General features: G+C 62.2%; 12 protein-coding genes and 1 pseudogene. 8 read left to right on the top strand and 5 right to left on the bottom strand.

The window, feature by feature from the left end:
- Positions 1 to 129: 129 nt before the first annotated feature.
- Positions 130 to 408: pseudogene (locus tag SxD43FB_RS01780) on the top strand (IS630 family transposase); the annotation flags it as partial.
- Positions 409 to 473: 65 nt separating this feature from the next.
- On the top strand, positions 474 to 761 hold the full coding sequence (locus SxD43FB_RS01775) for a hypothetical protein (RefSeq protein WP_141249441.1): 288 nt from the start codon (positions 474 to 476) through the stop codon (positions 759 to 761).
- A gap of 143 nt (positions 762 to 904) precedes the next feature.
- On the opposite strand, the gene ahpF is transcribed toward SxD43FB_RS01775, so the two are convergent.
- From ahpF to betI, 3 genes are all read right to left on the bottom strand, one after another.
- The gene (ahpF, locus tag SxD43FB_RS01770; protein ID WP_096060723.1) at positions 905 to 2485 is read right to left on the bottom strand and encodes an alkyl hydroperoxide reductase subunit F; all 1581 of its coding nucleotides are present in this window, start codon (positions 2483 to 2485) and stop codon (positions 905 to 907) included.
- A 218-nt stretch (positions 2486 to 2703) separates the two neighbouring features.
- Positions 2704 to 3267: an alkyl hydroperoxide reductase subunit C gene (gene ahpC / locus SxD43FB_RS01765; RefSeq protein WP_069066515.1), complete on the bottom strand. Its 564-nt coding sequence runs from the start codon at positions 3265 to 3267 to the stop codon at positions 2704 to 2706.
- Between the two features lie 105 nt (positions 3268 to 3372).
- The gene (gene betI / locus SxD43FB_RS01760; RefSeq protein WP_255245569.1) at positions 3373 to 4020 is read right to left on the bottom strand and encodes a transcriptional regulator BetI; all 648 of its coding nucleotides are present in this window, start codon (positions 4018 to 4020) and stop codon (positions 3373 to 3375) included.
- 136 nt (positions 4021 to 4156) lie between these two features.
- Between betI and SxD43FB_RS01755 the strand changes: the two genes are divergently transcribed.
- Entirely contained in the window at positions 4157 to 4627 is a 471-nt protein-coding gene (locus SxD43FB_RS01755; RefSeq protein ID WP_096060721.1) for a hypothetical protein, read from the top strand.
- On the opposite strand, the gene SxD43FB_RS01750 is transcribed toward SxD43FB_RS01755, so the two are convergent.
- Complete coding sequence (locus SxD43FB_RS01750; protein ID WP_096060720.1) at positions 4615 to 5841, bottom strand: glycosyltransferase family 87 protein; 1227 nt, start codon at positions 5839 to 5841, stop codon at positions 4615 to 4617. The two genes, SxD43FB_RS01755 and SxD43FB_RS01750, sit on opposite strands and share 13 nt — an antisense overlap.
- 194 nt (positions 5842 to 6035) lie before the next feature.
- Between SxD43FB_RS01750 and SxD43FB_RS01745 the strand changes: the two genes are divergently transcribed.
- From SxD43FB_RS01745 to SxD43FB_RS01725, 5 genes are all read left to right on the top strand, one after another.
- Positions 6036 to 6269, top strand: coding sequence for an acyl carrier protein (locus SxD43FB_RS01745; RefSeq protein ID WP_007689016.1), 234 nt, complete (start codon positions 6036 to 6038; stop codon positions 6267 to 6269).
- Positions 6270 to 6435: 166 nt separating this feature from the next.
- Complete coding sequence (gene fabF / locus SxD43FB_RS01740) at positions 6436 to 7695, top strand: beta-ketoacyl-ACP synthase II (protein WP_096060719.1); 1260 nt, start codon at positions 6436 to 6438, stop codon at positions 7693 to 7695.
- A 365-nt stretch (positions 7696 to 8060) separates the two neighbouring features.
- The gene (gene mltG / locus SxD43FB_RS01735) at positions 8061 to 9062 is read left to right on the top strand and encodes an endolytic transglycosylase MltG (protein ID WP_096060757.1); all 1002 of its coding nucleotides are present in this window, start codon (positions 8061 to 8063) and stop codon (positions 9060 to 9062) included.
- 109 nt (positions 9063 to 9171) lie between these two features.
- Positions 9172 to 9711, top strand: a complete 540-nt coding sequence (locus SxD43FB_RS01730) for a peroxiredoxin (RefSeq protein WP_096060718.1) — start codon at positions 9172 to 9174, stop codon at positions 9709 to 9711.
- A 37-nt stretch (positions 9712 to 9748) separates the two neighbouring features.
- Positions 9749 to 10222 carry a 2'-5' RNA ligase family protein gene (locus SxD43FB_RS01725; RefSeq protein ID WP_096060717.1) on the top strand — a complete coding sequence of 158 codons (474 nt, stop codon included), beginning with the start codon at positions 9749 to 9751 and terminating at the stop codon, positions 10220 to 10222.
- Between the two features lie 108 nt (positions 10223 to 10330).
- Here the strand turns inward: SxD43FB_RS01725 and SxD43FB_RS01720 are convergent, their stop codons facing one another.
- The gene (locus tag SxD43FB_RS01720) at positions 10331 to 11557 is read right to left on the bottom strand and encodes an FAD/NAD(P)-binding oxidoreductase (RefSeq protein WP_096060716.1); all 1227 of its coding nucleotides are present in this window, start codon (positions 11555 to 11557) and stop codon (positions 10331 to 10333) included.
- Positions 11558 to 11717 lie beyond the last annotated feature (160 nt).

Raw genomic sequence — 11717 nt, 5'->3', positions numbered from 1 at the left:
CCAACTCGCAAGCCTATCAAATATCCGCGGTGAAATAGACGCAGCGAAATCCCTCGTCCTGATCACATACAGGCTGGCACCGAAAAACGCGGACCGCCGAAGCGAACAACGTCACGAATAATCCGGGCTAAGGTCCGTGCCTGGTTGGCCAGACATCCGCGCTGGACCTTTCACTTTGTTCCGACATCCTGCTCGTGGCTCAACGCCGTCGAGGGCTTCTTCGCCAAGCTCACAAGGCGGCGCCTGAAGAATGGCGTCTTTCATTCCGTCGTCGATCTACAGGCGGCCATCAATCGCTTCATCAAAGAACATAATCAGGACCCGCGCCCCTTCGTCTGGAAGGCCGATCCAGTCGACATTATCGCCGCTGTGCGGCGCGGGCACCAAGTGTTGGAATCAATCCACTAGAGTGCTACCTACTTGATCCTGCAGCGGTAGCAGCGAGAATACGCGTTAAGGATCCTGAAAGCGCGGTGGACGCGGATACGGTGCATGCAAAACTCATGGAGTTAGCTGCTGAACGATCGCTGGCGATTTCAGGGACGGATCCGGCCTTGAATGATACGCAGTGGCTCCGGCAAGTTGACGCAGCCAAGCTTTTGGCCAAACTGTTTACTACTCTTAGTGACGCACGAATAGAGTACGATAAGACTTCGGATGGCATTGAGATAGTGAAGCTAATCATTGCTAATAATCCCGAATTTTTACATCCTCTTGTGACCTATGTACGGGAACTCGTAGAGGCGGTTCAGGGAGAGTGAAGATGTGGTAATTTCGAGAACCACGTTTGATTTATCTTACATCTGGAATGGGCGCACTCCGGCCATTGCCCAGCACCCATAAAAAACGGCCGACCCGTCGCCGGATCGGCCGTTCTTTCAAACCCCGTGCAAGGCGCCTGGCATCACGCCGCTTGCGCGGCCTCTTCGCTCGCAGGCAAGCGGATCAGGTAATCGAAGGCCGACAGTCCTGCCGTTGAGCCTGCGCCCATGGCGATGACGATCTGCTTGTAGGGGACCGTCGTGCAGTCGCCTGCGGCAAACACGCCGGGGACGCTGGTTTCGCCGCGGGCGTCGATTTCGATTTCGCCGCGGGGGGACAGGGCGACCGCGTCCTTCAACCATTCGGTGTTGGGGACCAGGCCAATCTGGACGAAGATGCCTTCCAGCGCGACGTCATGTTCGATGCCGCTGTTGCGGTCCCTGTAGGACAGGCCGGTGACGCGGTCGCCATCGCCATCCACCTTCGACGTGAGCGCCGAGGTGATGATCTTGACGTTGGGCAGGCTGGCGAGCTTGCGTTGCAGCACCGCGTCGGCGCGGAGCTGGCTGTCAAACTCGATCAGCGTCACATGGGCGACGATACCGGCGAGGTCGATCGCGGCTTCGACGCCGCTATTGCCGCCGCCGATCACTGCGACGCGCTTGCCCTTGTAGAGCGGACCATCGCAATGCGGGCAATAGGCGACGCCCTTGTTGCGATATTCCTCTTCGCCGGGCACGCCCATCTGCCGCCAGCGCGCGCCGGTGGAGAGGATGAGGGTGCGGCCCTTCAGCGAGGCGCCATTTTCCAGCACGACCTCATGATAGCCGCCTTCGGTGCGGGCCGGGATCAGCTTCGCCGCCTTTTGCAGGTTCATGATCTCGACGTCATAGTCCTTGACGTGCGCTTCCATGGCGGAGGCGAGCTTTGGCCCTTCGGTGCGCGAGACGGAGATGAAATTTTCGATATCCATCGTGTCGAGCACCTGGCCGCCGAAGCGTTCGGCGGCGACGCCGGTGCGGATGCCCTTGCGCGCGGTATAGATGGCCGCCGCTGCGCCAGCGGGACCGCCGCCGACGATGAGGACTTCGAAGGGTTCCTGGGCCTTGATCTTTTCGGCGGCGCGGGTGGCGGCGCCGCTGTCGATCTTGGCGACGATCTGTTCCAGTTCCATCCGGCCGCTGGCGAAGGGTTCGCCGTTGAGGAAGACGGTGGGGACGGCCATGACCTTGCGGCTGTCGACCTCCTCCTTGAACAGCGCGCCGTCGATGGCGACGTGGCTGATGCGGGGGTTAAGGACGCTCATGAGGTTGAGCGCCTGGACCACGTCGGGGCAGTTCTGGCAGGAGAGCGAGAAATAGGTTTCGAAGGCGAAATCGCCGTCGATATCCTTGATCTGCTGGATCAAGTCCTGCGCCGCCTTTGACGGGTGGCCGCCGACCTGCAGTAGCGCCAGGACCAGCGAGGTGAATTCATGGCCCATCGGCAGGCCCGCGAAGCGCACGCCGATATCGGTGCCTGCGCGGCGGATCATGAAGCTGGGGACGCGCTTGTCGATGCCGGTGACAACGGTCACCTTGTCCGACAGTTCGGCGATGTCGCCCAGCAATTCGCCCAGTTCGCGCGACTTTTCGCCTTCATCCAGCGAAGCCACCAGCTCGATCGGCTGAGTGATGTTCGCCAGATAGCCTTTCAGCTGTCCTTTGAGATTTGCGTCCAACATCGTGCCTTGCTCCGTTGCATGAAAGCGGGCCGCCGCCGCATATTGAGGGAGGGGGGCGTGCGGCGGCCCTTCGGGGGATGGTGCGACCCAAAGACCCCGATGAGAATAGAATGACGGTTTAGATAGCGTTGAAGGGTCCGCCGGGTTCCGTGCCCTTTGGGGCAACCCGGCGGCCGTTCTGGGCAGCGCGACCAAGGGGGCCGCGCTGCGGGTCGTTTTTAGATCTTGCCGACGAGGTCGAGCGAAGGGGCGAGGGTGGTTTCACCTTCTTCCCACTTGGCGGGGCAGACTTCACCGGGATGGGCGGCGACATACTGAGCCGCCTTCACCTTGCGGAGCAGTTCGGTCGCGTTGCGGCCGACGCCTTCCGAGGTGATTTCCATGAACTGGATCACGCCTTCGGGATCGACCAGGAAGGTCGCGCGGTCGGCCAGGCCGACGCCCGGACGCATCACGTCGAAATTGTTGGTGATCTGGCCCGACTGGTCACCCAGCATGTAATAGTTGATCTTGCCGATGGCGGGCGAGGTGTCGTGCCAAGCCTTGTGGCTGAAATGCGTGTCGGTCGAGACCGAATAGACTTCGACGTTCAGCGACTGGAGGGTCGGGTAGATGCCGGCGAGGTCTTCCAGTTCGGTGGGGCAGACGAAGGTGAAGTCGGCGGGGTAGAAGAAGAAGATCGCCCACTTGCCCTTCACGTCGGCATCGGTGACGTCGACGAACTTGCCTTCCTTGTAGGCGGTCGCTGCGAACGGCTTGATGGTGGTGTTGATGAGAGCCATGGGCTGTCCAGTTCCTTATGTGGGTTGCTGTTGCCTGACCCATGTAGGGACGCAGGCGAGTCGAGGGAAATTGGTTTTCTCGGATGGGGTGAGTGAGAAAAGCGATCACAGCCGATCGGATTGATCGACCCACTCACCGCGCCATTGGCCAAGCGCCAGCATCATAGCGCGTTCGACCATGGCCTGTGCCTCCTCTGCCGAAAAGGTCGAGGGATCGAGGCAGAGTTCGAGCCACAGGCCATCGACCAGCGCGGTCAGGCTGATCGCGGCGAGCCGGGCGCGGGCGGGCGGCATTTCCGGCACGGCGGCGAGGAGCAGGGTTTCAAGCTGGGCGCGGGTGGCGGCATAGACTTGCGCATGGACGGCGGCGATGGCGGGATCGCTTTTGACGAGGCTCCAGAAGGCGATCCAGGTGGCGAGCAGGTCCGGGTCGAGGATGGGCGCGCGGAAATTGGCCTGGAGACAGGCGCGCAGCCGGTCGCGCGGATCATCGCCGGCCTCCTCCACCGCCTGGTCCAGCGCGGCGGAGACGGTCGCGCCGACATCGACATAGGTGGCAAGGATGAGCGCGTTGACGCCCTCGAAATAATGGGTGAGCAGTCCGGAGGACACGCCTGCTTGCGCGCAGATCGCGCGGACGGAGGTTCCGCCGACGCCCTTTTCCGCGAGGCAGCGGGCTGTCGCCTCGATCAGGGCCTGACGCCGGACGTCGGGGGTTTCGCGCACGAATTTCGCCCTGGGTCGTTGCATCATGCTGTTCGTCATATCGTCCCCCGATCTGCGTGTTTGGCGATAGACGGCGGCGCTGGCAAGGCGACGTCTTAGGCGCAGAGGGATCGAATGTGCCGTTTCGCGACTTGTTCGTCCCGATAGCCAAGGAGATCGACCGATGACCTGCCGCCTTTCGTCCCGCTTCACGCTGCCGTTGCTGCTGGCTGGCGCGCTGCTGACCGGATGTGGTCCTGGTGCCGAGACGGACAATGTCGCCAATGCTACGGTCAATGCGCCGACGGTCGAGACGATCGAAGATAGCGATGCGATCAATAGCGTGGATGGCCCGGCGGGGCGCTTGCCGACCGACGACTGGATCGGCCGCTGGACCGGGCCGGAGGGGCTGTTCCTCGACATTCAGCCCGCGCCCGATGGGAAGCCCGGCAGCTATGCGTTGACCAACAAGGATACTCTCGACCGGCAGGGTGATTATGCCGGCATGGCCGAGGGGGCGATGATCCGTTTCACGCGCGATGGGAAGGAACTGACGATCCGGCCGGGCACCGGGGCGGAAACGGGGTTCAAATATCTCGCCGACAAGACCGACTGCCTGATCGTCGTGGCCGGGCAGGAAGGCTATTGCCGATAGGCACTCAGGCGCGGGGGCCATGGCAAGGTCAGCGCGTCGAACTGCGCTGCGCGGCGGGCGGTGATGGCGAGGATGGCGATGGCCGCGATCAGGTTGACGGGGATCAGCGTCAGGTCCGACACCGTCCGGCCGAAGAGCGGCGCGAGCCAGGCATAGGCGAGCCATGTCGGCTCCCAGCGCAACGTGCTGCGTTCCAGTATGTCGGCTGTGACAAAGGCTATGGCGACGCCGAGCAATACATGGTCATAGTCCAGCACATAAGGCGTGCAAAGCAGGGCCGCGCTGAGGGCGGCCGCGCCGCGCAAGGCCATGCTGCCCCGGCGCGCGACCAGCCCCGCCGTAACGATCGCGCCGATCGTGACCACCGCCTGCACGCCATAGGCGACGGGGATCGATCCGCCCCATTGGCGGATCGCGGCGAAGGGGCTTTGGATTTTTTCCCAGCCGGTCGCGCCTGCTTCGATGATGATATGGCGGGTCAGCGGCAGGGAATCGATGAACGCCTGCCACACTGCCCAACCCCATATCGCCCATGTCAGCAGGCATAGCGCGACGACGGTCAGGCCCGCCGCGATGAAGGCGCGCAGATTGCCACGCGCCAGGATGAGGACGGGGATCAGCACGGCGAATTGCGGTTTGTAGACGAGCGCGCCCAACAGGATTCCCGCCATCCAGGGGCGCGTATCCAGCAGCAGCATCCCGCCGCCCAGCAGGCTGGCCGTCAGGAAGGCATTTTGGCCATGGCCAAGGCAGATCAGCACGACAGGCGCGCCCAGCGCCAGCAGCCATGCATCGCGTTCAGCGGGGAGTATCCGCTTGACCAGCAGCAGGGTGAGCGAGAGCGTCATGCCCTGCCAGAGCAGCAATGCCGCCACATAGGGCAGTTGCGCCAGCAGCGTGGCGATGATCAGGAAGGGGGGCGGATAATGCCAGCCATAGAAGGGAATGGCCGGGTTATGATGGACCTGCCGCTGCACGTCATGCTGGATCGCCCAGTCCCATGCCTCCGCCGCGCGGCCATGATCGGCCATCCATCCGGCGGTCCAGACATTGGAGAAGTCCGTGCCCAGCGGCCGTCCGAGCGAATCCACCGTGCCATGCGCGCCCGCAAACAGGATGATCAGGCCGATGATGGTGGCCACCAGCATGCAGCGCGCCACCAGCCGCATGCGCGCGCGCGTGACAAGCCGATCGGTTGGGGAGAGGGCGGGCATGCGTCCACCCTTGCAGATGCGGCTGAAATTTTGGTAAATGCGGCAATAAGGGCCGGATGATCGGGAAATCGTCGATCGGCACATTGAAAAGGACTTGGCGGCCTTGCCTCTTGCCTCTATCGGCGCATGGCTCTAGGGCATTGCCTTAACGGTTATTCACAACCACCAACGATACCAGTCAAGAAGGACCACTCATGAGTGAGACCGCGGATCGCGTAAAGAAAATCGTCGTCGAGCATCTGGGCGTTGAAGCCGAAAAGGTGACCGAGGATGCCAGCTTCATCGACGATCTGGGCGCTGACAGCCTCGACATCGTTGAGCTGGTCATGGCGTTCGAAGAAGAATTCGGCGTCGAAATCCCCGACGATGCGGCCGAGAAGATCGCCACCGTCAAGGATGCCATCGATTATATCGACAGCAAGCAGTAAGGCGTTTCGCGGCCCGCAATAAGCGGGCCGCCTTTCGTGTTAGGAAATGGCTCCTCCTGTCCGGTAACCCCGGAGCGCGGGGAGCTTTTTCGTATCTGATGCAGCGTTTGCAGGCCGGATCGGCCAGACCTACATTGCGTCAAAGAGACTATTTCGGAGCAAATATATGCGTCGCGTCGTCGTAACCGGCCTTGGCATGGTCAGCCCGCTTGGCGGGGATGTGGAAACCACATGGAAGAACATCATCGCGTCCAAATCCGGCGCGGCGACGATCACGCGGTTCGACCCGACCGACTATAAGTGCCGCATCGCGTGCGAAGTGAAGCCCAAAGAGCATGAATATGGGTTCGACCCCTATTTGGAGGTGGATCACAAAATCCAGCGCCAGGTCGACCTGTTCATCGTCTTCGGCATCGCCGCCGCGAGCGAGGCGCTGCGCGACGCGGGCCTGCTGAACATGACCGAAGAGGAACGGTTCCGCGCCGGTTGCTCGATCGGTTCGGGCATCGGCGGTTTGCCAGGCATCGAAAGCGAATCGCTGGTACTGGCCGCCAAGGGGCCGAGCCGGGTCAGCCCGCATTTCGTCCATGGCCGCCTGATCAACCTGATCTCTGGCCAGGTCAGCATCAAATATGGCCTGATGGGGCCGAACCATGCGGTCGTCACTGCCTGTTCGACCGGTGCCCATTCGATCGGCGACGCCGCGCGCATGATCGCGATGGACGATGCCGACGTCATGCTGGCGGGTGGCGCGGAAAGCGCAATCTGCCCAATCGGCATCGCCGGTTTCTCGCAGGCGCGGGCGCTCTCGACCAATTTCAACGACGATCCGACGCGCGCCAGCCGCCCCTATGACGTCAACCGTGATGGCTTCGTCATGGGCGAAGGCGCGGGCGTCGTCGTTCTGGAAGAATATGAGCGGGCCAAGGCACGCGGCGCGAAAATCTATGCCGAAGTGCTGGGCTATGGCCTGTCGGGTGACGCCTATCATGTCACCGCGCCGCATCCGGAAGGCTCCGGCGCGTTCCGTTCGATGCAGATGGCGCTCAAAAAGTCGGGCCTTAGCCTGGAAGATATCGACTATGTGAACGCGCATGGCACATCGACGCCGATGGGCGACGAGCTGGAACTGGGCGCGGTACGCCGCCTGTTCGGTGATCAGATTGGTGCGATGTCGATGAGTTCGACCAAGTCGGCGATCGGCCATTTGCTGGGTGGTGCGGGCGCGGTCGAAAGCATCTTCTGCATCCTTGCCATGCGCGACCAGATCGTGCCGCCGACGCTCAACCTCGATGAACCGAGCGAAAGCTGCAAGGGTGTCGATTTGGTCCCGCATGTCGCCAAGGAGCGCAAGGTGCGCGCGGTGTTGAACAATTCGTTCGGCTTTGGCGGCACCAATGCGTCGCTCATCATGAAGGCGATTTGAGGACGAAATTTCTCCCCATGTAGGGGATCGTTGCGAAATGCGGATTGCTCACGAAGCATCGTCATTCCCGCGAAGGCGGGAACCCATCTCCCACCTTATCGTCTTGATTTTAGGTCCGGAGATGGATCCCCGCCTTCGCGGGGATGACGGAAAAACCTGTGGGTGATGAATTTCGCAACAATCCTCTATAAGGGGAGGTGGTAGGGCGTAGCCCTGACGGAGGGGTGTCATGCTCTCGAGAGGGTGACACGCCTCCACCGCCTTCGGCGGTCCCCTTCGGCAGAGTCACGTGCCTCTGCCGAACCTTACAGGAGAGGATCAGGGGAAGATTTGGCGGTCGTGGATATTCCTCTGGGGCGATGGTGATGATGGCAAGACGATCGAACCGGAATTCGAAGCAACGACTGGGCTGTATCGTCCTGCTGATCGGTCTGGCCGTTGCGGCCTTCATCGCCTTTCGCTTCGTGGCTGGCTGGACCGAACAGGGGCCGGCTGCCCAAGATGTCAGCATCGTCGTGCGCGACGGGGCGACGCTGTCCGATGCGGCCGTGCTGCTGAAACAGGCGGGTGCGGTGCGGTCGGCCGACGCATTCCTGACGCGGGCCAAGATTTTCGGGGCGGGCACGCCGATCAAGGCAGGGGAATTCGTAATTCCCGCCGGGGCCAGCAACAGCGACATCTTGTCCATCCTGCAGGGCGGCAAGACGCTGACCCGCCTGATCACCATTCCCGAAGGCATGCCCTCCATCCTGGTGCATGAGCGGTTGATGGCGAACGACCAGCTGACCGGCGACATTCCGGTGCCGGAAGAGGGGAGCGTGCTGCCCGACAGCTATGCCTTTGACAAAGGCGAGGCGCGTGCGGCCGTGTTGAAGCGCATGCAGAAGGCGATGGATGAGGCGCTGGCCAAATTATGGGCCGAACGCGCGCCCAATACGGTCGCCAAGACACCCAAAGAGGCGATCATCCTGGCCAGCATCGTCGAGAAGGAAACCGCCGTCGCGTCCGAACGGCCGACGGTCGCGGGCGTCTATAGCAATCGCCTGCGCACCAATATGATGTTGCAGGCCGACCCGACGATCATCTACCCGATCACGCGCGGCAAGCCGTTGGGTCGGCGCATCCGCAAGTCGGAGATTGCCGACGTCAACGACTATAATACGTATGCGATGGTCGGCCTGCCCAAGGGACCGATCGCCAATCCGGGGCGGTTGTCGATCCTCGCCGTGCTGCATCCGGCCGAAACCAAGGCGCTCTATTTTGTTGCGGACGGGAAGGGCGGCCACATTTTTGCCGACACCTATCAGCAGCATAATGAGAATGTGCGCAAATGGTTCGAAATCCGGCGGTCGCGCGGCGAGCTTTGAGGCGCGCGCGTGGATTGCATGCCGGGCGCGATTGCCGTCCGGCTTCCTAATCCCCATAAAGATGGTTGCCGCCTGTGCGACAAGGCGGCCCTGATTGGGAGACGCACTGATGCTGGGAAGAACCGTACCGAATGTGACGCTCAAGACGCGCGTGCGCGATGAAAGCGTCGAGGGGCCAAACCCCTATCGCTGGCAGGATGTGCAGACCGGCGACTTGTTCGCGGGCAAGCGCGTCGTCGTGTTTTCGCTGCCCGGCGCTTTCACGCCGACCTGTTCGACCGAACAATGCCCGGCGTTCGAGCGTTCTTACGATGATTTCAAGGCGGTCGGGGTCGATGATGTCTATTGCATATCGGTCAACGACGCTTTCGTCATGTTCCAGTGGGGCAAGCAATTGGGCCTCAACCATGTGAAGCTGTTGCCCGATGGGTCGGGGGATTTCACCCGGCGGATGGGTATGTTGATCAAGAAGAATCATCTGGGCTTTGGCGATCGCAGTTGGCGCTACGCCATGGTCGTGGAAGACGGCAAGATCGTCGCCTGGTTCGAGGAACCGGGGATCAATGACAATGGCGATGATGAAGACCCCTATGGCGAGACCCAGCCCGAACCCGTGCTGGAATGGTTGAAGGCGCATCCGGCTGGTTGAGGCTGCCCCACCGGCCCCCATCATCGTCAGCGCGCTGATGGGGGCGGCGGACTTCGCTTGGGCGGACGGGCTGCGCCGGGCGCATTTTCCGCCTGAGCGCAATGTTTTGGCAGCGCATATCACGCTGTTCCACCATCTGCCGCCTTCGGTGCTGGGGGAGGTGGGTGATCGACTCAAGGGCTTGTGTCGCGGACCGGCTCCGGCTGCGCGGTTGAGCGAGGTCATGATGCTGGGGCGGGGGGTGGCCTATCGTATCGACAGCCCGGAACTGGCGGCGATGCGCGACGAACTGGCGGAGGCGTTTACGGGCCTGTTGACGCCGCAGGACCAGGCGCGGCCCCGGCTGCATGTGACGGTGCAGAACAAGGTTGCGCCCGCCGAGGCGAAAGCGCTGGCAGAGCAGTTGCGTGCGGGATTTGTGCCACGCCCGTTTGCGATCGCCGGGCTGGCGGCGTGGCATTATCGCGGGGGGCCGTGGGAATTGGCGATGAAGGCGAGTTTTCGGGGGTAGGTATATGTTTCCGTTCGCCCTGAGCCTGTCGAAGGGCCGCTCTTCTTAAGTAGAAGAAAAGGGCTTCGACAGCCCCGGATCAAGTCCGGGGCCGAACGGATTTTTACTTTATGCCAGCCCGACTTCCTTCAACGGCACGCTGGCATCGGCGAGTTGTGTAAGGTCAAGCGCTGCGCCGGATAGGACATGGGCGCGGCCCTGGACATAATCCTTGACCATGTTGACGCAGTCGAGCGCGATGACTTTGCCGCCTTTCAGATAGACGACGGAGAAGCTGCGCGTCGCCGGGTCGCCGCGGGTGATCGCCTGATCGAAGCCGGTGGATAGGCCCACGGTCTGGAGCTTGAGATCATATTGGTTCGACCAGAACCAGGGCACGGCATTATAGGCTTCTTCCTTGCCCAATATGTGCGCTACCGCGACCTTGGCCTGATCATTGGCGTTCTGCACCGACTCCAGCCGCATCTGCGCGCCACCAGCGAAGCGGTTGGCATGGGCGGCGCAATCGCCCACGGCATAGATGTCGGGCAGGCTGGTGCGGCAATATTCATCGACATCGACGCCATTGCCGCCCGCCGCGCCCGCCGCGATCAGCGGGCCGGTTTCGGGGATGATGCCGATGCCGACGATCACCATATCGGTCTCGATCCGCTCGCCATCTTCCATCAGCACGGCGGTCGCTTTGCCATCGACCACTTCGATGCAATCCATCCGCGCGCCGGTGCGCAGGTCGACGCCATGGGCGCGATGTTCGGCTTCGTAGAAGCGCGACAATTGTTCGCCCGCGACCCGCGCCAGCACGCGGTCGAGCGCTTCGAGCAGCACGACGGTCTTGCCGAATTTGGTCAGCACGGCGGCGGCTTCCAGGCCGATATAGCCGCCACCGATGATGGTGACGTGGCTGATGCTGTCGAGCTTCGCCATCATCGCATCGACATCGTCGCGGCGACGCACGGCATGGACGTTGGACGCATCCGCGCCGTTGCAGGTCAGCATCCGCGGGCTGCCGCCGGTACACCAGATCAGCTTGCCATAGCCGATTTCCTCGCCACCCACCGTCACGAACTTGCCGACCGGATCGACGCTCTTGACCCGGCGGCCCAGCAGCATGTCGATATTGCGCTCACCCCAGAAGGTGGCCGGACGGATCAGGATGCGGTCGAAACTTTTGTCGCCTGCAAAATATTCCTTGGACAAGGGCGGGCGTTCATAGGGCGGGTCTTTCTCGTCGCCGATCATCGCGACGCTGCCCTCAAACCCATGCTGGCGCAGCGAAATTGCCGCCTGCGCCCCGGCATGGCCCGCACCCACGATCAGAACATCATAATAGCTCATCGGCCCGCAATCCTCTTTATCCCTTTGCGCTGCTGATAGGCGGGGTGCGGCAGGGGGTGCAAGGGGCATGTGCGAGGAGGGCAGAGACATCGCCGGCTTGCAGGTCGCCCCTTTTCCCTTGCGTTTTCTTGAATTGTCGAAGCGATATGGCTCCTGCTGG

It is taken from the genome of Sphingobium sp. D43FB, from assembly GCF_002312805.1.
Taxonomy (GTDB): domain Bacteria; phylum Pseudomonadota; class Alphaproteobacteria; order Sphingomonadales; family Sphingomonadaceae; genus Sphingobium.
Note: the sequence above shows the minus strand (reverse complement) of the source record. Positions and strands in the feature narration are given on the sequence as shown.